This window comes from Streptococcus sp. 343_SSPC (assembly GCF_001072385.1).
In the GTDB taxonomy this organism is placed as follows: Bacteria; Bacillota; Bacilli; order Lactobacillales; family Streptococcaceae; genus Streptococcus.
Genome location: NZ_JVKU01000008.1, coordinates 1 through 24,596 on the forward strand (window position 1 = coordinate 1; position 24,596 = coordinate 24,596).

The window sequence follows — 24,596 nt, forward strand, 5'->3', positions numbered from 1 at the left end:
CTGCGTCTTGCTCGATAATCCAAAGACAATTGAGAGGCTAGGACTTTTGTCCCAGCCTCTTTTGTTTTAAAGACGATACAAATCTTCTACAATGGCCGCTACTTTTTTGATATCCCCTAGCATTCCTCGCATCTCAAAGTCTGCTAGCATAGGGAAACCAAAGCGTTGGCTGTACTGCTTGGCCGTTAGGCAATATTGATTGTTGAAGTTGCGATTTCCTGATCCTACAACTCCCAAGCATTTAGTGGCATTGTCTCCATAGGCGATAAAGTCTGCTACATCGGTCGTTAAAATTTCCACATCTCCATTATCAACACCATTTCCTCCTTCTAGGTAGGTCGGCAAAAAGGCGATAAAAGGTGTATCAACTTCAAAGAAGGGCTTCCCTTCTTTGACTAGGTCTTTGACATGGATTTTTTCAATGACCAAGTCGGGGTACTGCTCCCATAGATAATCACTGAGACGACGAACAAAACTTTCAGTATTGCCACTTAAACTGATATAGACAAAACATACTTTCATTTTTTTCTCCAATCAGACCAGCTCCTCTTCTTTGTTCCAGACTTGAGGAGTTTTTTAATGCTATGATCTAAGCTTGAAGGTCGCTAGCTGGTCTATTTTTCAATTTGTAGAGGAGGATTCCCAAGTAAACAAGGGCTACAACCACACTCAAGACAAGTGCATATAAGCTAGAAGCCTGTAACAAGGTCCGCAATTTGTCTGACGTGATCACAGACATAGAAGAACGATAAGACAAGAAATTATGCAAGCTCATTAAGACAAAGGCACCAATCTGTCCCATATAGGCATAGGTCGCCTTAACAATATCCTTTTTAGACAGGAAGAAATAGGCAACTGCAATCAAGCCCCCAATCAAAAGAGATAGCAACAACCAAGCAATCGGTCCGCGTAAGGCTACGATTAATTTCTCAAGGAAGGCTTTGTATTCTTCCCGTTCAAGAGCAGTGGTTAAGTTCAAAGAAGCTGCCATTTCATCTGTGAGCTCCACTTTAGCCAATCCAAAGAAGGACTGAGCAGTTAATAGAGTTCCCATCGCTGATAGAGCTAGCAAGACATACATATAAATTGGATTTTTCTTCATTGTATTTCCTCGTTTCTAATATCCATAGTATTTATTATAACGTGAACCTTAGGGAAGCGCAAGTTTAGATTTTCCCAGCGATCCTGTTCTAAAAAAGCTCCCTCTAAATCAGGATATGATTCAAAAGGAGCTCTTCTTTCTAAGTATATTGCTTCTAGAATGTCGAAAACAAATTAGTTCAAGTGCCAGATATCTTCGTTGTACTGAGCGATGGTACGGTCAGATGAGAAGAATCCTGCTTTGGCAATGTTGACGATGACTTTATCCAACCATGCGTCACGGTCTTCGTAGTCAGCCAACATTTGCTCTTTGACTTTGATGTAGTCTTCCAAGTCGAGAAGGGTCATGAACCAGTCTTTGTTGATCAACTCATTGTGAAGGCGTTCCAAACGTTCTTGGTTACCAACTGCAAGAACAGCGTCGCTCACGATGAAGTCAACCAATGGTTTGATAGCTTCACGTGCGTAGAATTCACTTGATTTGTATGCAGATTTCGCGTAAAGGTCGATAACAGTTTCTGAATCTTCACCGAAGATGTAGATGTTTTCGTCGCCAACCAACTCAGCGATTTCCACGTTTGCCCCGTCCATAGTACCAAGAGTCAAAGCTCCGTTCAACATGAATTTCATGTTACCAGTACCTGAAGCTTCTTTAGAAGCAAGTGAGATTTGTTCTGAGATGTCACATGCTGGGATCAAGAAGCTTGCTGCAGTCACGTTGTAGTTTTCAACCATCACTACTTGCAAGTGTGGAGCTACTGCTGGGTCGTTTTCAATGACTTCTGACAAGCAAAGGATCAAGTGGATGATATCTTGAGCGATGGTGTAGGCAGGAGCTGCTTTACCACCAAAGAAGACTGTGATTGGACGAGCAGGGATATTACCAGCCTTGATGTCCAAGTATTTGTGGATGACATACAAAGCGTTCATTTGTTGACGTTTGTACTCGTGAAGACGTTTGATTTGGATATCAAAGATAGAATTTGGATTGATTTCCACACCTTGGTGATCTTTCAAGTGACGAGCCAATTTACGTTTGTTGTGGGCTTTGATGTTTTCCAATTTTTCTTTGACAGCAGCTTTATCTTCGTATGAGAGAAGGTCTTCCAACTTAGAAGCATCATGGTGCCAGTCACGTCCAAGGATCTCATCCAAGTAGTGAGACAAGCTTGGGTTGGCATGCATGAGCCAACGACGGAAGGTAATTCCGTTTGTTTTGTTGTTGAATTTTTCTGGGTAAAGGTCGTAGAAGGCCTTCAACTCTGAGTTCTTCAAGATTTCAGTGTGAAGAGCTGCAACCCCGTTTACACTGTATCCATAGTGGATATCCATGTGGGCCATGTGGACACGATCGTGTTCATCAATGATTTGAACAGCTGGATCTTTGTGTTCAGCACGAACACGACGGTCCAATTCTTCAATGATTGGTACCAAGTGAGGAACCACTTCTTGCAAGAATTCAAGTGGCCATTTTTCAAGGGCTTCCGCAAGGATTGTGTGGTTAGTGTAAGCCGTCATGCTACGAACGATAGAGATGGCTTCATCCATTTCGATACCGCGTTCAGTCAAGAGACGGATCAACTCAGGAATGACCATAGATGGGTGAGTATCATTGATTTGTACAACTGCATAGTCAGCAAGGTCATGCAAGTTGCTTCCTTTTTCGATCGCTTCGTCGAGGATCAATTGTGCACCGTTTGAAACCATGAAGTATTGTTGGAAGATACGGAGCAATTCACCTTGACGGTTACTATCATCTGGGTAAAGGAAAAGAGTCAAGTTGCGAGCGATATCTGTCTTGTCAAAGTTGATACCATCTTCAATGATGGATGAATCAACTGAATCCAAGTCAAACAAGCGCAAGCGGTTCTTGGTTTCGATCTTGTAACCAGGTACATCGATATCATAAAGCGTAGAAGTCAATGTAAAGTGTGCAAATGGCACTTGGTAGCTACGGCTTGAACGAACGAGCCAGCTTTGGTCAGTCAACCACGCATTTGGAATCGTTTCTTGTTGGTTGTTTTTAAGAACTTGTTGGAACAAACCAAAGTGGTAATTCAAACCAACCCCATCCCCTGTCAAACCAAGGCTTGAGATAGAGTCGATAAAGCAGGCTGCCAAGCGTCCCAAACCACCGTTACCAAGTGATGGTTCCAATTCCACTTCTTCGACTTCGATCAAGTCTTTGCCAGCGTCAGTCAATTCTTTTTTGACGTCATCGTACAGACCCAAGTTGATCAAGTTGTTCGACAAGAGTTTACCAATCAAGAACTCAGCTGAGATATAGTAAACTTTTTTCTTACCAGTATTTAATTTCTTTTGGGCACTTGCCTGCTTGGTGTAATTAAGCAAAGCAATGTACAATTCTTCGTTTGAACATTCTGCAATTGTTTTTTGATGATGATCAATCACATATTTTTGTAATGATTCCATGGTTTAAAGTCTCCTTTGTTTCAACAATTTTAATAGGGAAAGATTATTTTTCTGCTTTCTTAACTTCTTTTTTCAAGTCTTTGTTTTCACGACGATAGATCGTTGTGAAATCAAGCAATTCTTGCTCAACAGCTGGAGTCAATTGATCCGCTGTCATCCGCCATGACCAGTTACCACCAAGAGTTGATGGGAAGTTCATCCGAGCTGAACCATCCAACTCAAGCAAGTCTTGCATCGTAGCAATCGCCATGAAGCTGACAGAAGCAAAGACGGTACGAAGCATAGCATGCGGTACAGATTCGTACTCTTTCCGGTTGGTATAACGAGCAAGGTACTCACGAGTTGGATCGTCGATTTCATTGCGGTACCATCCAAGAACTGTGTTGTTATCATGTGTTCCAGTGTACATCACAGAGTTGTTTGGTGCCAAGTGAGGGCTATCGATACTTTCATCGTCAGGATTGAAGGCAAATTGAAGAATCTTCATTCCTGGGAAGCCAGTACGTTCGCGAAGCTCAATAACTTCATCCGTCATAAAGCCAAGGTCCTCAGCGATGATGTTCAAATCACCGAGTTCTTCCTTCACGGCTGCAAAGAGTTTGTAGCCAGGACCTTTGACCCATTTACCTGGTGCTGCAGTTTCAGAACCAGCAGGGATTTCCCAGTATGATTCGAAACCACGGAAGTGGTCGATCCGAACGATGTCATAGATCTTGAAGCTTTCACGCAAGCGTTCAATCCACCATTGGTAGCCATCTTTGTCCATTGCTTCCCAGTCATAGATTGGGTTCCCCCAAAGTTGACCAGTTGCTGAGAACTCATCTGGCGGGCATCCTGCAATGCAAGTTGCTTTTCCGTTTTCATCTGTTTTGAAGAGATGAGGATTAGCCCACATGTCGCTTGAATCTTCCGCTACATAGATTGGCATATCTCCCACAATTTCAATGTGGTGGTCGTTGGCATAAGCTTTCAAGGCCAACCATTGTTGGAAGAAGAAGAATTGAGTTACACGATGGTAAGTCAATTTATCTTCCAATTGAGCGCGGTAGGATGCAAGGGCTTCCGGTTGACGTGCACGAATCGCAGCGTCTGGCCACTCTGTCCATGCTTTTAATTCAAAGTGCTCTTTAATAGCCATGTATTCAGCAAATAATTCCAACCAAGCTGCATTCTCTTCAGCAAAACGGCTGAAGTCATCCCAATCACCGTTTTCGATAAAAGCTTTAACCGCTTTTTCTAGAAGAGGACGACGTTGTTCGAAAATCTTCGCATAGTCTACTTCTGTTGGGTCTTGACCAAAATCAACACCCTCGACATCAGATGCATCCAAGACCCCTTGCTCGATCAAGAGATCGAAGTCAATAAAGTGGGTATTCCCTGCAAAAGCCGAGAAGGATTGATAGGGAGAATCCCCGTAGCTTGTTGTTCCGAGAGGCAAAATTTGCCAATACCGTTGCTTGGTACGAACGAGGAAATCCACAAAATCATAGGCTGCTTGGCCAAACGAACCGATTCCATACTTCCCAGGCAAGGATGAAATGTGCATCAAGACACCACTTTGGCGTTTTTTCATTGAGGGTACCACCTTTAGTTTAATATTTTTTGTTTCAAAGAAAAATAGACCAACCTTCTACACTGTTCTGTTCCCACTCCAACTCTCAGAAAGAACAGAAGAAGGGCAGTCATCAGACATAGAGCTGAATTTAACCTATTTATAAATGACCCTAGATCATCTTTATGCAACGTTTAAGGAAAACGTTTGCGTTACTTGTCCATTATAAAGTATTCCTGTGGTTTATGCAAGAGGTTTCCTAAACTTTTATGATTTTTTCTGCAGGTTAACCCCATGCCTAGTTTATCCCTTTCTCATTTTCTTGTCAACTATTTATGTGTATATAATAGAAGATAAAAAAATTTTAAAATTTTTTGCACAAAGAGCTTGCAAACGTTTTCTCCCTGTGATATACTATTCGTGTTAAGGAAAACGTTTGTCTAAAACGTTTTCAACTAATAATCTTATTTTTATTCTTTAGGAGGAATAAATCATGAAACGCACAATTCTTCGAAGCGCTGCTGTACTTGGTACAGTTGGATTCGCATCACTTCTTTTGGTAGCTTGTGGAGGCAAAAAAGAAGATTCTTCTTCTGCTAAAAACGAGTTGACCGTCTACGTCGATAATGGTTACAAATCTTATATGGAAGAAGCTGCGAAAGCTTTTGAAAAAGAAAGTGGCACAAAAGTAAACATCAAGACTGGTGACGCTCTTGGTGGTTTGGACAAATTGTCTCTTGACAACCAATCTGGTAAAGCTCCAGACGTTATGATGGCACCATACGACCGTGTAGGTGGTCTTGGTAACGATGGTCAATTGGCTGAAGTCGCATTGAACAAAGACAGCAAGACTGACAAAACAACTGAATCACTTGTAACAAACGGTGGTAAAGTATACGGAGCCCCAGCAGTTATCGAAACATTGGTTCTTTACTACAACAAAGACCTCTTGCAAGAAGCTCCAAAAACGTTTGGTGAACTTGAAGAATTAGCAAAAGATAGCAAATATGACTTCGCTGGTGAAGATGGTAAAAATACTGCCTTCCTTGCTGACTGGACAAACTTCTACTATGCATACGGACTCCTTTCAGGTAACGGTGGATATGTCTTCGGTAAAAATGGTACAGATCCAAAAGACATTGGTTTGAACAACCAAGGTGCTATCGACGGTATCGAATACGCGAAAACTTGGTACGCTAAATGGCCTAAAGGATTGCAAGACACTAAAGGTGCTGCAAACTTCATCCAAACTCAATTCCAAGAAGGTAAGACAGCTGCCATCATCGATGGACCATGGAAAGCATCTTCATTGAAAGAAGCAAAAGTAAACTATGGTGTAGCAACTATCCCTACCCTTCCAAACGGAAAAGCATACTCTGCCTTCGGTGGTGGTAAAGCTTGGGTTATCCCTGCAGGTGCTAACAACCCTGAAGCAGCTCAAAAATTTGTTGATTTCTTGACTTCAACTGATCAACAAAAAGCCTTCTACGATAAGACTAACGAAGTGCCAGCTAACACAGAAGCTCGTGAATACGCTGTTGGTAAAAACGATGAATTGACAACTGCCGTTGTTAAACAGTTTGAAAATGCACAACCAATGCCAAACATCTCTGAAATGAGTACTGTATGGGATCCAGCTGCAACTATGCTCTTCGACGCTGTAAGTGGTAAGAAATCTGCTAAAGATGCTGCTGACGGTGCTGTGAAATTAATCAAAGAAACTATCGAACAAAAATTCGGTGGCAAGTAATACAGTTCCCAAGGGGCTGGGAATCTTTCCCAGCCTTTCGCTGTGATGTGGCCTCTGGTCGCTCACTTATAAGGAGTCGATATGGAAATACAACAAAATCCAAAAAAGGCAATGTGGTTATCCCTCATTCCTGGCTTGGGACAAATCTATAACAAACAGAAAGCAAAAGGATACATCTTCCTTGGTGTAACACTTGTCTTTCTCGCTTACTTTTTCGGTATTGGTTTGGAAGAATTGTCTAAACTCGTTACTCTCGGTACTGTCCGTGGAAAAGATAATTCTCTTTTTATCTTGATTCGTGGTGCCTTCCACTTAATTATCACCGTCGTTTATTTGATGTTCTACGCTCTGAATATCAAAGATGCGGGTACTGTAGCTAAGCGGATTAATAACGGTATTCGAGTGCCGAAGACCCTAAAAGAGATGGTGAATGCTATCTATGAAAATGGCTTCCCCTATCTCTTGATCATCCCTTCTTATATTGCCATGACCTTTGCAATCATCTTCCCTGTTTTGGTTACCTTGATGATTGCCTTTACCAACTACGACTTTAAGCATACAGCTCGCTTTACGCTCCTTGATTGGATCGGACTTCAAAACTTCACCAACATGTGGACTTTGAGTACCTTCCGTTCTGCCTTTACATCTGTATTGGGCTGGACCTTGATCTGGGCCTTGGCAGCTTCTACTCTTCAAATCGTTCTTGGTATCCTAACGGCTATTATTGCTAATCAACCATTCATTAAAGGAAAACGCATCTTCGGTGTTATCTTCCTTCTTCCTTGGGCGGTTCCTGCCTTCATTACGATCTTGACCTTCTCAAACATGTTCAACGATAGTATTGGGGCCATCAATGCGCAAGTTCTTCCGCTCTTTGCGAAGATTTTCCCATTCTTGGATGGGGTTCTCATTCCTTGGAAAACGGATCCTACTTGGACGAAGATTGCTTTGATTATGATGCAAGGTTGGCTCGGCTTCCCTTACATTTACGTCTTGACACTCGGAATCTTGCAATCTATTCCAAACGATCTTTACGAAGCAGCCTATATTGATGGGGCCAACGCTTGGCAAAAATTCCGCAACATTACCTTCCCAATGATTTTGGCGGTTGCGGCACCAACGCTCATCAGCCAATACACCTTCAACTTTAACAATTTCTCCATTATCTACCTCTTTAACGATGGTGGACCTGGATCTGTTGGAGGAAATGCTGGTTCGACTGATATCTTGATTTCTTGGATTTATAAATTGACAACGAACTCATCACCTCAATACTCAATGGCTGCTGCAGTTACGTTGATTATCTCTCTGATTGTCATCTCAATCTCGATGATTGCCTTCAAGAAACTGCACGCATTTGATATGGAGGATGTGTAAAATGAAAAATTCAGTTCAATTTAAACGCCGCCTTAATCATTTCTTGACTTACCTCTACTTGGTTGTCCTTTCCATCATCATCATCTATCCCTTGTTGATTACGGTTCTTTCAGCCTTCAAAACGGGTAACGTCAGTGCCTTTACGCTTGATTTCAGTGGCAGTCTCAGCTTCGATAACTTCCAAAAACTCTTTACGGATACCCTATATGGTACTTGGTACCTCAATACCTTGATCATCGCCATTATTACCATGGTTGCTCAAACATCCATCATTACATTGGCAGGATATGCTTACAGCCGCTATAACTTCTTGGCTCGTAAGCAAAGTTTGGTCTTCTTCTTGATTATCCAAATGGTCCCTACCATGGCTGCTTTGACTGCCTTCTTCGTTATGGCCTTGATGTTGAATGCCTTGAACCACAGCTGGTTCCTCATCTTCCTCTATGTCGGTGGGGGAATCCCAATGAACGCTTGGTTGATGAAGGGTTACTTCGATACAGTCCCAATTTCACTTGATGAATCTGCAAAATTGGATGGTGCTGGACACTTCCGTCGCTTCTGGCAAATCGTCCTTCCATTGGTTCGCCCAATGATTGCGGTCCAAGCTCTTTGGGCCTTCATGGGACCTTTTGGAGACTACATCTTGTCTAAATTCTTGCTTCGCGATGAAATCAATTACACGGTAGCTGTTGGTCTTCAAACCTTTATCAGCGACCAAAAAAATCAAAAGATTGCCTTCTTTGCGGCAGGTGCGATTCTGATTGCAGTCCCAATCTGTGTACTGTTCTTCTTCCTTCAAAAGAACTTTGTTTCAGGCTTGACAGCTGGTGGAGATAAAGGATAAAATAAACTTTTCTAAAACCTTCCAGCAATGATGAAAAGGACGAGATCCTCTCTCGTGCTTTTCTCCCAGTCACATTAATTTTATCTTTAAGGAAAGGATGGGAGTGGGACAAGGGTAGCAAGTTGATTGATTTGCTACCAGTTTCTCTCCCATCTTTGGTTAAGGATAAAATCATGTTATGCTCTCCATACAAGGGAAATCCATCCCGGAGATTAGAAAGGTCTCTTCATGCCCTATCCATTTAACTATTTTTCCAGCCTTTTTCAGGTAAGAAAAGCATTTGCCAACCGCAAACAACTTAATTGGTTCCAAATGATCTTTACCTCACTCTTTCTTCTATCCTTGACCCTCATTCCTGTTGCCGTTCAAAATGCGGAACTACAGACCTACCCCTTAACCACCTTCGTTAGTGATGTCTTTGATCCCTTAACAGACGATGTTATGAAGGATTTTAAAGAAAACATACAGATAAATCAGCAAGAACTAGTCTATAACAGTCATTTTGGAGTTCATAAAAATGAGACTGGTCATGTTATCTTAGGCCATCACGAAGGAACTCAATTAGGAGAAAAATTAACTCTTTATTTCGATAAAAACCAATTGATTGTAAGTAAAGAAAAGAAAGAACTAGCTACGATTCCTTACCAAGCCATCAATCAAGAGAGCATCCAGGACAAAAAGGAACTCACTAAGGCCATTTCCAAAGATTGGTTCCAGGCCAATCGATTGGCTGTTAGCCTCTTTCTCGTCCTCTTCTCAGGTTTCTTATCTGCTGTGAATTTTGCCATTTTAGTATTTGGAGCTTCCTTCTTCCTCTTCTTGACACGGAAGTCACGTCTCTTCTCTCTCAAGACCTTCAAAGAATGCTTCAACTTCACTCTCAACTGTCTTGGATTGCCTATTCTTGCGAGCGTCCTGATCAGTTTAGTATTCCACCAAGTCTTTACGACAACCATCTTGATCCAAAATATCCTATTTGTCTTGTTCCTCGCGCTTGCCTTCTATAAGACTCATTTCCGGGATCCAGATTACAAACCTTAGGGAGGTCCTATATGCGTGTCACTATCAAAGATGTCGCCAAACTTGCTGGCGTTGCACCATCTACCGTTACACGAGTGATTCAAAATAAATCTACCATCAGTGAAGCCACTAAAGAACGGGTTCGTTCTGCCATGAAAGAACTAGATTACCATCCAAACCTCAATGCTCGTAGCTTAGTGAGCCAGTCCAGTCAGGTGATTGCCCTTGTCTTGCCTGATGAGAGTGATGTGTTCTTCCAAAACCCCTTCTTCCCTACGGTCCTCCGTGGGATTAGTCAAGTTGCTTCTGATTATGGCTATGCCATTCAGATTTGTACAGGGGCTAATGAAACCCACCGCCTCGATCAACTCAAACAGATGATCTATGGTAAGCGGGTAGATGGGCTCATCTTCCTCTATTCCAAATTAAATGATCCTCTGGTTGACTTCTGTATTCAAGATAAATTTCCTTTCTTGATTTTGGGAAAAGCAACTTCTCCTTTTGTATCCTTAGTCGATAACGACAATGTTAAGGCCGCCTTTGATGCGACCGAATATTTCATCAACAAGGGATACAAACATATTGCCTTCCTTGGAGGAAATAAGGAATTGGCCGTTTCTCAAGACCGCTACAAGGGCTACCAAGAAGCTCTTGCCAGTCACCAGATTCCTCTCCGTGAGGAATTGGTCAAGTTCTCCTTTGGTTTCTTGCTGGAAGAAAATTCTTACCAAATCATGGATACCCTGCCTTTTGAAGAACTGGAAGCACTCATGACAACGGATATCCTAGTTGCCGAAGGGGTTCGGAGATACCTGAGCGACAAACAAGTCGATCTTCCAATTATTTCTTTCGACTCTATTCAGCCACGGATTCCAATTGACGCCTATATTGATATCAATACGGTCGAATTGGGACGCGAATCTGTCAGAACCTTACTTCAAATTATTAAGGACAACAAGGAAAATAAAACTGTTTGCTACAGACAGCTCATTGAACACTCGATTATTGAACTTTAGGAGAACCTATGATCACTCACTTTGCAGCTTATTTAGACGACCAAGACCTGATTCGCATGGAAGGAGGAGAGAGCGTAATGGCCTCTCTTCCTTTTACATTGACGTCTGGTTCGAAAACGATCGAACTTCTACCGACAGAGGAAGAAAAAACTCTTCGAAGCCCCCTTCCTATCGACTTAAGTCAAAGCTATACCCTCTCCAACGCTAAGGGAGAAACCTGTCTCCTTCAATACCGGGATATTGTCCGTCAACCGATCTTTGATCAGCTATATGCTTATGATGGAGAGGATTTAGGAGCTCATTACTCAAAAGAAAAAACGACCTTTGCCTTCTGGGCTCCCATTTCTCAAGAGGTTGAGCTCTTGATCAACCAAACTACCTACCCGATGGAGCGGACAGAAAAAGGAGTTTGGCGTCTAGAACTTGAGGGAGATTGGGAAAAAGCCTCTTACTACTACCAACATCAAGTCAACGGTGTAACCCATATCGTTCATGATCCTTATGCTCTTTCTTCTGAAGCCAATTCAGGAGCTAGCTATGTCATCGACCGACACAAGATTGAACGCCCCATTCAGAGAGCAACGACGCAATTGGATCCGACTGAGGCCATTATTTATGAACTGAGTGTCCGGGATTTCTCCATGCAAAAAGAAGCTGGTTTCCATCATCCTGGAACCTTCCCAGCCCTCTTAGAATCTCCTAAGCATGGAGAACAGTCCTTTGGCTTTGACTATTTGAAATCCCTGGGCATTACTCATATTCAGCTCTTGCCCCTCTATGATTTCGGAAGCGTGGATGAAAGCAGCCCTACTTCTGGCTACAATTGGGGCTATGACCCTGTGCAATACAATGTTCCTGAAGGAAGTTTTAGTACCCAAGCAAATGATCCTTACCAACGGATTCTGGAGTTGCAACAGGTGATTGATGCCTATCATAAGGCAGATATCAGTCTCATCATGGATGTGGTTTATAACCATGTCTACTTATCTGATGACTTTGCCTTTGAGCGGATTGTCCCTGGCTATTTCTACCGTTATGACCAAAACCGGCAGCGAACCAACGGGACCTTCTGTGGCAACGATGTAGCCAGTGAACGGGCTATGGTTCGCAACTACATCAAACAATCTGTCAAACAGTGGGTCCAACTCTACGGCTTTGATGGCTTCCGCTTTGACCTCATGGGAATCCTCGATCGTCAAACCATGATGGAAATTCAAGAAGAATTAACAGCTATTTATCCCAATATTTACCTCTATGGGGAGGGTTGGAAGATGGATACTGGACTGGAGCCAGATCTCCTCGCTCATCAATATAACGCAGAGCAACTCCGTCCTTATGGTTTCTTTAGTGACAATTTCCGTGATACCATTAAACGTAGTATCTTAAATGAAGGGCGAGTAGACAGTCCTTATCAGGCCAATGATCTTGCTAATGTCTTGACAGCTAATATCGGATGTAAAGGAGCTCCTCACTTTGTTCGTCCTCAACAGGCGATTAACTATGTAGAGTGCCATGACAATGCGACCTTCTATGATTATCTCAAAGTGGAAGATCCTACCATTTCACCAGAACTTCGTCATACTAAAGCACGTCTTGGCTTGCATTTGGTTCTCTTAGCTCAAGGAGTTCCCTTCCTACATGCTGGTCAAGAGTTCTATCGCAGCAAGGGCCTAGAAGAAAACACCTATAATCTGCCAGATAGCCTAAACCAGCTAGATTGGCTTTCCTCTATGTCTTACGAGACAGACATTCAGTTCCTGCGCGAATTGATTGCCTATCGTAAAAAGGAAGAGCTCCTCCGCCTTGTGAATGCCCAGGCCATTCGAGACTATTGTCAAGTTACTTGGACTTCGGTGAACACCTTCTCATACAGCATCGAGAAAGATGGGCGTAAGTTGCTTATTTTGGTCAACCTTGGGGATCAAGAATGGACTTATCGTCTCAAACAATCTGCAAAATTAGCGATTGCTTACCCTCATGTGTATGGGAGAGAGCAAGAGCTTTCTCAAGAAGAATTTACCGTTCCAGCCCATGGTTGGATCTTAGTAGAACAAGCATAAAAAAATTCCTGCAAGAAGTTCTTGCAGGAATTTTTTAATCTTCCACTTCGACAAAGCGTCCAATAATATGAACGTTTTCGGATATAGTAATAAAAGCTTGAGGATCAGCCTTTTTCATGAGAAGTTTAAACTCATTAAACTCTGCTCGTGTAATAACGGTGAGCAAGACTGCTTTTTCCTGATGATTGTAGGTTCCTTCCGCATTGTGGATAATGGTGGCACCACGATGCAAACGTTTATGAATTTTCTCAATAATCTCCTCAGGATGGCTGGTGACAATCATAGCCTGCATCCGTTTCTGCTTGGTAAAGACAGCATCTGTCACCCTACTAGAAACAAAAATCGTAATCATCGAATAGAGAGCGTACTTCCAACCAAAGGTCATCCCGGCAATCAACATGATGGTCCCATTGACGATGAGAGATATTTTCCCGACGTTCTTGCCCGTTCGCTTTCGAATGGTCAAACTGACAATATCGGTTCCCCCACTGGAGATATTATTCCGAAGGGCAAAACCAATCCCTGTCCCCATAACCACACCCCCAAACAAGGCATTCATGATAGGGTCATTGGTGAGCGTAACTACTGGGACAAATTGGATAAAGAAGGAACTCATGGACACCGTGATAAAGGTGAAAATGGTAAACTTATGGCCAATTTGATACCAGGCGATGATCATTAAGGGTAGATTAATGGCATAAAATGACAAGGAAACAGGAATGGTAAAGCCCAAAAATCGATCACTAAGAGCAGAAACAATCTGTGCTAAACCTGTCGCGCCACTCGAATACACACGTCCCGGCTGGAAAAAGAAGTTCACAGCAATCGCAGATAAAAATCCATAGACCAATGAGGCTGAAATCTTTTCATCATACTTTTCGCGGGAAATACTTTTCAAGACCCGTAATAATTTAAAATTATAAGCAATTCTTCTCACATAATAACGTAAGATTTTACCTAAGCGAGTTTTTTTCATGACTATCTCTCAATTTATAAATAAAGGGAAAATCACAGAAGCTACTTCTGCTGATTTTCCGCTTTTATTCTTACTCCTCAGTTTTGACTTCTACTTGTAGACTCAACTCTTCCAGTTGTTTGGTGGCTACTGTAGAAGGAGCTTGGGTCATTGGATCTGTTGCCTTATTGTTCTTAGGGAAGGCAATCACTTCACGGATATTCTCCTCACCAGCTAACAACATGACAAAACGGTCCAAACCAAGAGCCAATCCACCATGTGGAGGGAAACCATAATCCATAGCTTCTAGCAAGAAACCAAATTGCTCTGTCGCATCTTCTTTTGAGAAACCGAGAGCCGTAAACATCCGTTCTTGCAATTCTTTTTGGTTGATCCGGAGACTTCCTCCGCCAAGTTCGTAACCATTGAGCACAATGTCATAGGCAATAGCACGTACCTTGGCAAGATCGCCCTCTAATTCATGAGCTGTATCTGCTTGCGGAAGTGTAAAGGGATGGTGGGCACTCATGTAACGGCCTTCTTCTTCAGACCACTCAAACATTGGCCAATCTACAACCCAAAGGAAGTTGAATTGACTGTTGTCAATAAGGTCTAATTCCTTGGCAATTCTACAACGAAGAGCACCTAGGGTTGCATTGGCTACTTCCAGTGTATCCGCTACAAAGAGGACCAAGTCCTTCTCTTCTAATTGTAAAACGCTTGTCAACTCTGTTGTCACATCTGTCAAGAACTTAGCCACTGGACCGTTTAAAGCACCGTCAGCCACCTTGACCCATGCAAGACCTTTAGCCCCATATTGTTTGGCTACTTCGGTCATCTTATCGATATCTTTACGTGAGTAGTTGTCTGCTGCTCCTTTGACCACAATGGCTTTCACTGCTGGAGCTTCTGAGAAGACCTTGAAGTCTACACCCTTTACAACTTCTGTCAAGTCTGTCAAGAGCATCTCGAAACGAGTATCTGGTTTGTCAGAACCGTAAAGAGCCATCGCATCATCGTACTTCATCCGTGGGAAAGGAAGGGGCACTTCAATTCCCTTGGTTTCTTTCATGACACGCGCGATTAAACCTTCGGTAATGTCTTGAATTTCTTGCTCTGTCAGGAAGGAAGTTTCTAAATCGACCTGTGTAAACTCAGGTTGACGGTCTCCACGTAAATCTTCGTCACGGAAACATTTGACGATTTGATAATAGCGGTCAAAGCCTGCATTCATCAACAATTGTTTCGTGATTTGAGGACTTTGAGGCAAGGCATAGAAGTGACCCTTGTTGACACGAGATGGAACGAGATAGTCACGCGCCCCTTCTGGAGTTGACTTAGAAAGGAAAGGTGTCTCCACATCAATAAATTCCAGCTCATCCAAGTAGTTCCGAATAGAGTGGGTTACCTTGGCACGCAATTTCAAGTTTTCCAACATCTCTGGACGACGCAAGTCCAAATATCGATAGCGTAGACGGGTATCGTCGTTGGCTTCAATGCCGTCCTTGATCTCAAATGGTGTGGTTTTTGCAGTATTGAGGACAGTCAAGGAAGAAACATGCATTTCAACCTGACCTGTTGCAATTTTATCATTAGCTTGCTGTCTGGCAGCAACTTGACCTGTCACTTCGATCACATACTCGCTACGAAGGCTCTCGGCCGTTGCCATTACTTCCGAACTGACCGTCTCTGGATTGATGACCAATTGCATAATCCCTTCACGGTCCCGCAAATCAATAAAGATCAAGCCACCCAAATCACGGCGTCGACTTACCCATCCTTTGAGGGTCAGTTCTTGTCCAATGTGTTCCTCACGAACACGTCCAGCATACATGGAACGTTTCATTGTATTTTTACTCTCCAAACTAATATTCTTCCTTCTATTTTACCATAAAGCCTGTCAGATAAGTGCTTTTCCAGAGATTTTTCCAGAAAAAACAGTTCTTTTATTCAGCTTCTTTCCCGGTAGGAGCTTTCTCTTTTTTGGTCTCTTCATCGTATAGCGTTGGGGCCAAGATTTTCATCAGACTAGCTGTTCCAAAACGCATGATAGCTGCCAAGACTCCAAATATTGGAGCCAAGTTACGGAAAAAGAAGTCTCCTCTGATTAATTGGGTGATGAGGCCCGTAATGAGAAAGACCACGATTCCTTGAAGAATCGCATAAACAGCTATTTTCTTCATTGTTTTCATGGTTTACCAGCTCCTCTCTTTCTAGTAGACAGACTTATCCACAAGTCTGTGGATAAGTCTGTGAATATGGGGATAAGTTTCTTCAAAACCATAGGAAAAAGGTTGAGACTGGGTATTCTCAACCTCTTCGCATCTTACTTAAATTGATCCGGCTGGCCTTTATAGTTAGCCCAGTCCTGACTTAAGAAACGATTGTTAATCTTGTATTCAGGTGCCGGTTGAGGGTTGGAGACAAAAGGATCAACTGCTTTGTCAAAGGCCAACCATCCATTCCAGCCCATATGAATGGTGTCCTGCATAAAGTAAGGTTTATCACCATCTTTAGAAAAATCAGCAATATGGGTAAAGCCTTGACTTTCTAGTTGGTAACGGATTTTTTCAACTGTCCGTTGATACATTTCTTTACTCAAACCTGTATAAGCCATCCATTTCGAGTTCACTGGAGGGATGACAAAGATGACATTGGTTTTAGATTGAGCAAACTGATCCAAGACCAGTTGTAAATCATTGTATTCTGGGGATTGTTCATAGGATTCATTCTTTTGGAATCCTTTGAGTTTCTTGAGCTTACTCGCAAGACGATGAGTATAAAAACTATTACTAATGCCTAGTTTATTATTATTGGTTTTCTTTTTGGCTTCCGCCGTCGCCACCTCTTCCAAGGCTTCGTAAGAAAATGTATCTGGCAAGTCGTTTAAGCGAGAGAGAACTTTCTTCTCATAGTTGCTATTGTTCATTGCCGTGAAGGTGCTAAAGAAGGCATCCTCCCGACGAACAAAGCGCATGAGGGTCTGATTGAGACCTTTTTCAAAACTAGATAGATTTTGACCTTTGGCTAGCTTCTGAACTCCTCCCTGCATAGCAACATTAGGGTACTGCTGCAAGAGACGAGATGCCGCATACTGGCTTGCTGGCCCAGCTTCTTGGTTGGCCAAAAAGCTCGTTAATTGATCACTGTTAAAGTATTGCTGGAAGGCCGATGAATCATAACCGTCCTTCGTAAACCACTGGGGCGATACCACATAAACAGCCGTTTTCCCTTCTAGTTGAGGAAGAATTTGCTGCATCCCAAAATATTGGTTCAAAGACGCTGCCCCTCGTTGTCCTAGAAAATACGGACGATAAGAGCGATCATACTTCTCTGCTAGTACTGCTGGGTGGACGATGTCAAATCGCAACCATTCGCTGGAACCAAAGAAGGGTACAAAACGATAGTTGGGATCCCCGAGCGCTTCTTCCTTACGGGCACGACTTTTAAAGCCTTCTGCCGTCAAGCTCACTGCGGCCTTTTTCTCCTCTGTCAGATTATGTTTGTGGTTAATCGGATAGAAAAAGAGAAGAGTAGCGACAAGAGCCATGGCGCAAAAGACTGGACCCAGAATCAGCCACAATCGTTTAAGCATTCTGAAGCTCCATGACACCTTCTACGATTTTGTTAGCAGTATTCCAGTCATCACGACCAAATTCAGATACTGGAACCCGAATATCGAAGCGGTTTTCCAATTCAACAATCAACTCAACGGTTCCCATGCTATCAAGAACACCCGCATCAAAGAGATCCTCATCCATCATGTCTGAGACATCTTCCATAAACAATTCGTCAATAATTTCAATTACTTGTGATTTTACATCCATTTTTCATTTTTCCTTTTCTTATTTCATTTTTGGAAACCATTGCTGATCCAAGAAACCTGAGAAGATCAGGAAGGACAGCATAACGGTGTTGAAGGTAATAAAGATTCCAAGAGCCTGCATCCAGCGATTATCTGGCAGTGGCTCAAGTCCTTTTGCTTTGCGCTCTTTATTCAGTGTCTTCTTCTTCCGAAGCCAGGCATCATTGATCACGAGACCTAGACCGTGGAAAAGACCATAAGCAACATAATACCAGGTCACTCCATGCCAGAAGCCCATGACCAACATGTTGATGATATAGGCAACGTTTGACGTTGTAATCCGACTCTGAAAGACCTTGTTGCGCATCAAGACCATGACCAGACGCATAAAGACAAAGTCACGGAACCAGAAAGACAAGCTCATGTGCCAACGATTCCAAAATTCCTTTAAATCACGCGACTTGAAAGGGAGGTTAAAGTTGATTGGGCTCTTAATCCCCATCAAGTTGGACGCCGCAAGGGCAAACATGGAATAGCCTGCAAAGTCAAAGAAGAGGTCCAAACCAAAGACATACATCACCCCTAAGGTTCCTAGGTTAAAGACACCCCCTTGAAGAAGGGCATAAGTCTTGACATGACCTAGCAAGAGATGACCAAAGATATGAGCTAGAATAAACTTATAGAGAAAGCCAAGCATGATATACTTGACGCTCTGTTCCAGCATATCGAGGAGCTCATCCCGATCTGGAATCGTTAGGTAATCTTCATTGAAGCGTTTGAAGCGGTCGATCGGCCCACTTGAAAAAGTCGGCATAAAGAGCAAGAAACGCAAGAATTCCCAGAGGCTAAATTCTTTGAGGGTCCCATCTCGCATCTCGATAATCATCCCTACCGCTCGGAAGGTCAGATAGGAGATCCCAAGGAAGCCCATCCAAGACTGGGTCCCATCTATGGCTGGTTGCACCTTCACAAAAACCAAGGGCAAAACGACCAAGAAAGAGTGAAGATAAAAGACCCACTTGTTATCACGCTGGCTTCGATAGAATTTATAGGAGTAGACCCAAAGGATTTGCCAAAAGAGGTAGAAAAGAACCGCATAGATTTGTTTCAAATCCGTCCCTGTCAACATCAAAACAATAAAGGCTAGGCTGACCAAGGCTTCATAGACTGGGAAACGCTTCTTAAAGAAGAGACCAACAAAGATAGGCAATAAGGCCCCAATCAGATAAATAAAGTAGACCGGGGTGCCATAGGGTTCTAAATGAGGGAGCTGTTTCAAAAACTCGATCATCGGTTGTTAACCTCGCTAATCAACCCTTTGATGTCGATTTTCCCGTTTGGAGTTAGCGGCAAGCTATCACGGTAGAGGAATTTTGAAGGCATCATATAAGACATCATGATGTTTTCCAAATCTTCCTTGATCGCTTTGGTAATATCAATCTCTCGCTCAAATTGTTCTTTGACCCCATCTTTTAAGATGACATAGGCCAAGAGATTTTGAACCTTGTGATCTTTGTTGTAGCGCGGTACTGCGACAGCCGAGTCAATGTACTGAGATTTGTTCAAGTTTTGAGAAACATCTTCTAGCTCAATACGGTAACCATTAAACTTGATCTGGAAATCCATCCGTCCACCATAGAGAAGGAGGCCTTCATCTGTCATGGTTCCGACATCTCCCGTATGGTAGGCTGGAAGACCTTCAAATTCGAAGAAGGCTTCTGCTGTTTTCTCTGGATTATTCATATAACCCTTTGAAACAGCTGGTCCAGACACGATGATTTCCCCTTGCTCTCCATTTGGCAATTTATTGCCTTCCTCATCAATGATGAAGGTTGGAGAATCTTCTTTCGTGTAACCAATTGGCAGACGTTTCAAAGTAGCTAACATCTCATCTGTGATTGCTACTGCCGACAAAGCAACGGTTGCTTCTGTTGGCCCGTAAGCATTGATGATCCGCGCATTTGGGAAACGCTCGCGCAATTTCTGAGCGGTTTTCACGGTCAACTCTTCCCCATCAAAGTAGAAATGGGTGATGCCTGGCATCTTTTCAGCATTGAAATCTTCAGACAGCATAGCCATATCTGCAAAAGATGGTGTCGAAGTCCAGATCGCAATTGGAAGAGAAAAGATGGTCGCAAAAAGTTGTTTGAAGTCTTGAGTGATAGCTGATGGAAGGGCAAAAAGCGTTCCCCCAAGAGCCAAGGTCGGTGCCCAATACATGACAGACAAGTCAAAGGAATAGGGTGGTTGCGCCAACATTTGCGGACGCTCTGGCGTCGCAAATTCCTTGTCTGTGATCATCCAGTTAGTAAAGCTGAGCAAGTTATCATGCGAAATTTGCACCCCTTTTGGTTTCCCAGTTGTCCCTGAGGTAAAGATGATATAGTAGTTATCATCCCCTTTGACCGGATGTTGCAAGTCATAGGCATGCTGAGCCGCATAGGCTTCACGCACTTGCTCCAAAGACATGATTGGAGCAGCTGGGTTTTCGATTGGAAACTCATTGATGGCAATGATCAGGCTTGGCTCAGCCACTTCAAGGATGGCAGACACACGCTCCAAAGCTGAATGGCTATCAATTGGGATATAAGCATGGCCAGATTTGGTCAAGGCCACAAAGGTTGCCAACATTTCATACTCTTGGCCACCAAAGACCACAACAGGTGACTTTTCAGGAAGCCCCATTTGGTCAATGTGAGCTGCCAAACTATCTGAGTCTGCCTTCAATTGGCCATAGGTATGCTCTTCTCCAAGAACATTGTAGACAGGATAGTCTGGTTGCAGTTGGGCGTAGCGTTCAATCGCCTCGATCATATCAGTAATTGGTTGGTTTGACACGGTAGGGATCTCCTTTAGAATTCATTGTAGATAAAGCCACCCTGACCTTGACCAAGGTAACTAAAGAAATAAAGTAGGGCTAAGAAAATAGCGAAATACAAAATTGTTTGCCCTATAAATTTATAAAGTGTTTTATGTTTCATCTTTTTCACTCTTCATTTTGATTTTCACTGACTATTTTACCATTTTTTGTTCAGTCATAGCAATCCAAACACAAGGAAAAAATACTAGAAAACGTTACCATAAGAGACAATTGAGTGCTGAGCTTGGATCGTTTGCATTCCTGGTCGAGTCAACGGGCCATTCCATCTTTTATAAAGAAATGATTCCGTCCTCAGATTTGAAAATTTCTTTCATTCTCTTAACGATTTCGCTTCGAGATAACCTTCAATTTTTTAGAAACAGTATACCACTTTTCCTTAAAAAGTTCTTAAAAGCCTAAAAAGAGGCTGGGACAAAAGTCCTAGCCTCCCAATTGTCTTTGGATTGTCGAGCAAAACGCAGTGGTTGAGTGGGCTCTACTACGCTGATTTCATCAGCTTTTACAGCCCTACTCAACTGTGCGAAGGTGGGACGACGAAATCGAATTCTAACGAATTACCGATTTCTGTCCCACTCTCTTCTATAAATTCTTTCTTTTCTTAGCCTTCTTGGTCAAGGAGACATCGCAATGATAAATTTCTTCTGTTAGGAGGGTCGTTATTGCAAAATCGTCAACTTCTGGTCTCAGATCTACTTCATAATCCAAGGTAAGCTGTTCCCCATTTTGGCTTGTATTGACCGAAATCAAGTCGACTTCTGTACAATTGCGATCCAGCAGACGGCTGATTTTCTCCGCAATCCTAGACTTATTTTCTAGCTCAATCGTCAGGTGACGGCGCCGTTGGTGGTCGGTCTTACTTTGCTTGGTTTCCAGCAAGAGCCAGATAGCCAATAGAAAGGCCGTAAACAAAACTGCTAATAAGAGGTAACCCGAGCCAGCTGCCAAACCAATAATCATGGCTAGGAAAATCGCAATCAATTCTCTCGAGCCGCTGGTAGCAGACCGAAATCGAATCAAGCTAAAGGTCCCTGCTACTGCAATCGAGGTCCCCAGACTCCCATTCACCAGGAAAATCACCAGGGTCATCATGCAGGGAAGCAAGGTGAGACTGACGATAAATTCACGCGTATAGAGAGTACGGTATTTGTAGGTCCAAGACAGTGCCATCCCGAGCACCAGGCTGACCAGTAAGGCTAGCATCAGGCGCACCGGATCTACGGTTGCTGTAGCATTATTAAAAATAGAATCAAATAGATTAGACATAGGCAGCACCTGTCCTTTCTTGAATTGGCGTTGGTGCATAATCTAAGCCTTGTGACTTATGGTAGGCACAACTGTATTTCGAAAATTTCTGTTTGACCAGCCCGTACTTATCCAGAATGTCCTTCAGCCACTGAGGTTCTTCACCTGGGGCCTTGATTTCCATAATGATGGTATTTTCTTCTAATAAAGGCTCCCCAGCTTTCCCACGAAGGAGACTGACCTGCTGATCACGATAGACCAAGTTTTGATCCAGGGTGACCCGAATCTTATTGTAAAGATAGCCTTGGATGCTCTTCTTTTCTTTTAAGGACAAACGATCGTAATAGATGTACATCTGAGGCTGTAGGCGGTTATCATAGCGCTGGCGCAGAGCTTGGATTTCTTGCACCAAATCCAGATCCTGAATGGTCTGATCCACTAGTCCATCCGTCATGAGGCGGGTGATGGAGGAAGGGTTCGAGACCAGGCGGAACTTATGACCAATTCCTTCTGCATCCTTTGATTTTACTTCTAGAAAAGCCGGACTCTCCACTGTTGGATGCTCCACATAGGTCCGCATCCGGATCTTTTCACGACGGTTCTGTTTAGCAAGGGCATCTTGGATCACATCAAAGTCTTCGGTATCAAAATAGACATTCGAAATCGTGGAGATGGGATAATCGTCTTCAACAACATATTTCTTCAAATCTTTCAATAAATCATCCAAGTCTTCTTTATTCACCACATATTTGGTTTCAATCCGCTTGAAGCTTGTCTCTACCGTTTTTTTCATGTTTTTCTCCTTTTGTTCTATAATAAGCTGTCATTTTCTTTATCGTTTTTTGTTGCAAAGCCATAAGTCGCTTTACTTGTTCCTTAGTTTAGTGGCCTTTTCTTAAGCTTTCATTAAGCCAAACTTAAAGAAAACTAAAGTTAAGGTTCCTTTCAGAAAAACTTTAGAAAACTTTCAGCTAGCAACTTTAGACTAGGAGCATATCAATGGAACGAGAGGAAAAGCTCATGAAATCAAACAAATGGAAATTCTTATTAACGGGGGCCGCGACCCTCACCTTACTGACAGCTTGTACCCAAGCGTCATCTCAATCAGCTACAACAAACAATACCGCCCAAACAACCGCAACTTCTACTTCAAATAGTAAAACAGATAGCTCCAACTATTTTACAGATAAGGACAAGGACACTTCTTATGATGAAAGTACAGCCTCTACTGTAAAACTGTCTGGATCTTCTGCAACTGTTTCAGGGGACGGCGTAGCCGTTTCTGGATCCACCGTGACCATCTCGAAGGCCGGAACCTATGTCATCTCTGGTGAATCCGATGGGGTTCAAATCAAAGTCGAAGCAGGTGACTCAGATGATGTTCATATCGTCTTAAAAGGCGTTACCATGACCAACACCAACGCGCCAATCTCTGCTACAAAAGCAGGGCATGTCTACCTGACTCTAGCAGAGGGCATGACCAATACCCTATCTGATTCAAGTTCAAACAATGATGAAGATGCCGATGCGGTCATCTTCTCTAAAGGCGACCTTACCATCAATGGTTCAGGTACGCTCAACATTGATGCCAAGAAGAACAACGGGATCAAGGCCAATGATACCCTCCACATCACAGGTGGAACCTATAAGATCACGGCTGTTGGAGATGCCTTCAACGTCAATGATGAACTCAATATCACCGGTACGACAATGACCATCGATGCAGATGAAGATGCAGTCAAGGTGGATAATGATGAAGATACATCTGTTGGAACCATGTATCTGTCTGACAATACCATGACCATTTCAGCTGGGGACGATGGCATCCATGCTTCTGGTGATCTGGTCATCGATAGCGGTACCTACAAGGTAACTGAGTCTGTCGAAGGGCTTGAAGGAAAATCGATTACCATCAACGGAGGGGATATCACCATCTACGCAAGCGATGACGGTGTCAATGCGGCCAATGCCAATGCCAACCAAGATGAAATTTTCTTCACTATGAATGGTGGAACCCTCAACGTTGAAGTTGGCCAAGGCGATACCGATCCAATCGACTCTAACGGCAACGTCACTGTGGCTGGAGGAACCATCAATTTGACGGGGCAATCCGGCTTCGACTTTGATGGAACGGCCACCTACACTGGCGGAGACATCTATATCAACGGTGAAAAACAAACGGAAATTGTCAACTCCATGCCTGGAGGAGGTGGGGCTCCAGGCGGTGGCGGACCTCAAGGCGGTGGACCTGGCGGGCCTGGTGGACGCTAAGCCCTTCTTTCAAGGCCACTAACTAAAGCACACGAGAGAGTGGGACAGAAATCGGTAATTCGTTAGAATTCGATTTCGTCGTCCCACCTCCGCACAGTTGAGTAGGGCTRTAAAAGCTGATGAAATCAGCGTAGTAGAGCCCACTCAACCACTGCGTCTTGCTCGACAATCCAAAGACAATTGAGAGGCTAGGACTTTTATCCCAGCCTCCACGCTTCAAATGAGATCACAAGGAGCTGACCCTTACAGGAGAGAAAGCTTGTATGAATACCTACTTCGTACAAGATCT

At 43.1% G+C, this 24,596-nt stretch carries 21 protein-coding genes; 7 read left to right on the forward strand and 14 right to left on the reverse strand.

The features are described from left to right. Positions 1-66: 66 nt before the first annotated feature. The 4 genes from nrdI to malQ form a co-directional block, all read right to left on the reverse strand. A complete protein-coding gene (gene nrdI, locus ADH27_RS01025; RefSeq protein ID WP_123160721.1) occupies positions 67-534 on the reverse strand; it encodes a class Ib ribonucleoside-diphosphate reductase assembly flavoprotein NrdI in 468 nt (155 codons plus the stop codon). A gap of 55 nt (positions 535-589) precedes the next feature. Continuing rightward, positions 590-1,102, reverse strand: coding sequence for an ABC transporter permease (locus ADH27_RS01030; protein ID WP_006595384.1), 513 nt, complete (start codon positions 1,100-1,102; stop codon positions 590-592). A 173-nt stretch (positions 1,103-1,275) separates the two neighbouring features. Further along, positions 1,276-3,534, reverse strand: a complete 2,259-nt coding sequence (glgP, locus tag ADH27_RS01035) for a glycogen/starch/alpha-glucan family phosphorylase (RefSeq protein WP_048715026.1) — start codon at positions 3,532-3,534, stop codon at positions 1,276-1,278. A gap of 43 nt (positions 3,535-3,577) precedes the next feature. Beyond that, positions 3,578-5,107, reverse strand: a complete 1,530-nt coding sequence (gene malQ, locus ADH27_RS01040; RefSeq protein ID WP_048715028.1) for a 4-alpha-glucanotransferase — start codon at positions 5,105-5,107, stop codon at positions 3,578-3,580. 472 nt (positions 5,108-5,579) lie between these two features. Here malQ and ADH27_RS01045 point away from each other — a divergent pair, with 472 nt between their 5' ends. The 6 genes from ADH27_RS01045 to pulA all read left to right on the forward strand — a co-directional run bounded on the left by ADH27_RS01045 (position 5,580) and on the right by pulA (position 13,153). Continuing rightward, positions 5,580-6,836, forward strand: coding sequence for an extracellular solute-binding protein (locus ADH27_RS01045; RefSeq protein ID WP_048715031.1), 1,257 nt, complete (start codon positions 5,580-5,582; stop codon positions 6,834-6,836). A gap of 81 nt (positions 6,837-6,917) precedes the next feature. Beyond that, a complete protein-coding gene (locus ADH27_RS01050) occupies positions 6,918-8,213 on the forward strand; it encodes a sugar ABC transporter permease (protein ID WP_048715034.1) in 1,296 nt (431 codons plus the stop codon). A gap of 1 nt (position 8,214) precedes the next feature. Then, the gene (locus ADH27_RS01055; RefSeq protein ID WP_006596980.1) at positions 8,215-9,057 is read left to right on the forward strand and encodes a sugar ABC transporter permease; all 843 of its coding nucleotides are present in this window, start codon (positions 8,215-8,217) and stop codon (positions 9,055-9,057) included. A 228-nt stretch (positions 9,058-9,285) separates the two neighbouring features. Next, a complete protein-coding gene (locus tag ADH27_RS01060; protein ID WP_048715036.1) occupies positions 9,286-10,098 on the forward strand; it encodes a maltodextrose utilization protein MalA in 813 nt (270 codons plus the stop codon). 11 nt (positions 10,099-10,109) lie between these two features. Continuing rightward, the gene (locus tag ADH27_RS01065; RefSeq protein ID WP_048715038.1) at positions 10,110-11,093 is read left to right on the forward strand and encodes a LacI family DNA-binding transcriptional regulator; all 984 of its coding nucleotides are present in this window, start codon (positions 10,110-10,112) and stop codon (positions 11,091-11,093) included. Between the two features lie 8 nt (positions 11,094-11,101). After that, entirely contained in the window at positions 11,102-13,153 is a 2,052-nt protein-coding gene (pulA, locus tag ADH27_RS01070) for a type I pullulanase (RefSeq protein WP_048715040.1), read from the forward strand. A 34-nt stretch (positions 13,154-13,187) separates the two neighbouring features. On the opposite strand, the gene ADH27_RS01075 is transcribed toward pulA, so the two are convergent. The 10 genes from ADH27_RS01075 to ADH27_RS01120 all read right to left on the reverse strand — a co-directional run bounded on the left by ADH27_RS01075 (position 13,188) and on the right by ADH27_RS01120 (position 22,829). Then, complete coding sequence (locus ADH27_RS01075) at positions 13,188-14,129, reverse strand: YitT family protein (RefSeq protein WP_048715042.1); 942 nt, start codon at positions 14,127-14,129, stop codon at positions 13,188-13,190. A gap of 70 nt (positions 14,130-14,199) precedes the next feature. After that, positions 14,200-15,954 (reverse strand): aspartate--tRNA ligase, encoded by a 1,755-nt coding sequence (gene aspS, locus ADH27_RS01080; protein WP_048715044.1) that lies wholly within the window; start codon positions 15,952-15,954, stop codon positions 14,200-14,202. Positions 15,955-16,054: 100 nt separating this feature from the next. Next, positions 16,055-16,291, reverse strand: coding sequence for a hypothetical protein (locus ADH27_RS01085; RefSeq protein ID WP_193389710.1), 237 nt, complete (start codon positions 16,289-16,291; stop codon positions 16,055-16,057). Positions 16,292-16,434: 143 nt separating this feature from the next. Further along, a complete protein-coding gene (gene dltD, locus ADH27_RS01090; RefSeq protein WP_048715048.1) occupies positions 16,435-17,703 on the reverse strand; it encodes a D-alanyl-lipoteichoic acid biosynthesis protein DltD in 1,269 nt (422 codons plus the stop codon). Further along, the gene (gene dltC / locus ADH27_RS01095) at positions 17,696-17,935 is read right to left on the reverse strand and encodes a D-alanine--poly(phosphoribitol) ligase subunit DltC (protein ID WP_006595371.1); all 240 of its coding nucleotides are present in this window, start codon (positions 17,933-17,935) and stop codon (positions 17,696-17,698) included. Before dltC ends, dltD begins: the two co-directional genes overlap by 8 nt. Positions 17,936-17,953: 18 nt before the next feature. Then, entirely contained in the window at positions 17,954-19,204 is a 1,251-nt protein-coding gene (gene dltB, locus ADH27_RS01100; protein WP_048715050.1) for a D-alanyl-lipoteichoic acid biosynthesis protein DltB, read from the reverse strand. Further along, positions 19,201-20,751, reverse strand: coding sequence for a D-alanine--poly(phosphoribitol) ligase subunit DltA (gene dltA / locus ADH27_RS01105; RefSeq protein ID WP_048715052.1), 1,551 nt, complete (start codon positions 20,749-20,751; stop codon positions 19,201-19,203). Before dltA ends, dltB begins: the two co-directional genes overlap by 4 nt. Positions 20,752-20,765: 14 nt before the next feature. Continuing rightward, positions 20,766-20,894, reverse strand: a complete 129-nt coding sequence (locus ADH27_RS01110; RefSeq protein ID WP_006595368.1) for a teichoic acid D-Ala incorporation-associated protein DltX — start codon at positions 20,892-20,894, stop codon at positions 20,766-20,768. A 479-nt stretch (positions 20,895-21,373) separates the two neighbouring features. After that, positions 21,374-22,057 carry a DUF4956 domain-containing protein gene (locus ADH27_RS01115; protein ID WP_048715054.1) on the reverse strand — a complete coding sequence of 228 codons (684 nt, stop codon included), beginning with the start codon at positions 22,055-22,057 and terminating at the stop codon, positions 21,374-21,376. Beyond that, complete coding sequence (locus ADH27_RS01120) at positions 22,050-22,829, reverse strand: polyphosphate polymerase domain-containing protein (RefSeq protein WP_048715055.1); 780 nt, start codon at positions 22,827-22,829, stop codon at positions 22,050-22,052. Before ADH27_RS01120 ends, ADH27_RS01115 begins: the two co-directional genes overlap by 8 nt. A 227-nt stretch (positions 22,830-23,056) precedes the next feature. On the opposite strand from ADH27_RS01120, the gene ADH27_RS01125 reads away from it, so the two are divergent. After that, entirely contained in the window at positions 23,057-24,307 is a 1,251-nt protein-coding gene (locus ADH27_RS01125) for a carbohydrate-binding domain-containing protein (protein WP_193389709.1), read from the forward strand. Positions 24,308-24,596: the final 289 nt, after the last annotated feature.

Excerpts from the sequence above, each read along its gene's own strand:
- ADH27_RS01055 (WP_006596980.1), top strand. The coding sequence starts at position 8,215 with ATGAAAAATTCAGTTCAATTTAAACGCCGCCTTAATCATTTCTTGACT.
- ADH27_RS01060 (WP_048715036.1), top strand. The coding sequence starts at position 9,286 with ATGCCCTATCCATTTAACTATTTTTCCAGCCTTTTTCAGGTAAGAAAA.
- glgP (WP_048715026.1), bottom strand. The coding sequence starts at position 3,534 with ATGGAATCATTACAAAAATATGTGATTGATCATCATCAAAAAACAATT.
- ADH27_RS01115 (WP_048715054.1), bottom strand. The coding sequence starts at position 22,057 with ATGTCTAATCTATTTGATTCTATTTTTAATAATGCTACAGCAACCGTA.
- pulA (WP_048715040.1), top strand. The coding sequence starts at position 11,102 with ATGATCACTCACTTTGCAGCTTATTTAGACGACCAAGACCTGATTCGC.
- aspS (WP_048715044.1), bottom strand. The coding sequence starts at position 15,954 with ATGAAACGTTCCATGTATGCTGGACGTGTTCGTGAGGAACACATTGGA.
- malQ (WP_048715028.1), bottom strand. The coding sequence starts at position 5,107 with ATGAAAAAACGCCAAAGTGGTGTCTTGATGCACATTTCATCCTTGCCT.
- ADH27_RS01125 (WP_193389709.1), top strand. The coding sequence starts at position 23,057 with ATGAAATCAAACAAATGGAAATTCTTATTAACGGGGGCCGCGACCCTC.
- ADH27_RS01045 (WP_048715031.1), top strand. The coding sequence starts at position 5,580 with ATGAAACGCACAATTCTTCGAAGCGCTGCTGTACTTGGTACAGTTGGA.
- ADH27_RS01030 (WP_006595384.1), bottom strand. The coding sequence starts at position 1,102 with ATGAAGAAAAATCCAATTTATATGTATGTCTTGCTAGCTCTATCAGCG.
- dltC (WP_006595371.1), bottom strand. The coding sequence starts at position 17,935 with ATGGATGTAAAATCACAAGTAATTGAAATTATTGACGAATTGTTTATG.
- dltB (WP_048715050.1), bottom strand. The coding sequence starts at position 19,204 with ATGATCGAGTTTTTGAAACAGCTCCCTCATTTAGAACCCTATGGCACC.
- ADH27_RS01120 (WP_048715055.1), bottom strand. The coding sequence starts at position 22,829 with ATGAAAAAAACGGTAGAGACAAGCTTCAAGCGGATTGAAACCAAATAT.
- ADH27_RS01085 (WP_193389710.1), bottom strand. The coding sequence starts at position 16,291 with ATGAAGAAAATAGCTGTTTATGCGATTCTTCAAGGAATCGTGGTCTTT.
- ADH27_RS01110 (WP_006595368.1), bottom strand. The coding sequence starts at position 20,894 with ATGAAACATAAAACACTTTATAAATTTATAGGGCAAACAATTTTGTAT.
- ADH27_RS01065 (WP_048715038.1), top strand. The coding sequence starts at position 10,110 with ATGCGTGTCACTATCAAAGATGTCGCCAAACTTGCTGGCGTTGCACCA.
- ADH27_RS01050 (WP_048715034.1), top strand. The coding sequence starts at position 6,918 with ATGGAAATACAACAAAATCCAAAAAAGGCAATGTGGTTATCCCTCATT.
- dltD (WP_048715048.1), bottom strand. The coding sequence starts at position 17,703 with ATGCTTAAACGATTGTGGCTGATTCTGGGTCCAGTCTTTTGCGCCATG.
- ADH27_RS01075 (WP_048715042.1), bottom strand. The coding sequence starts at position 14,129 with ATGAAAAAAACTCGCTTAGGTAAAATCTTACGTTATTATGTGAGAAGA.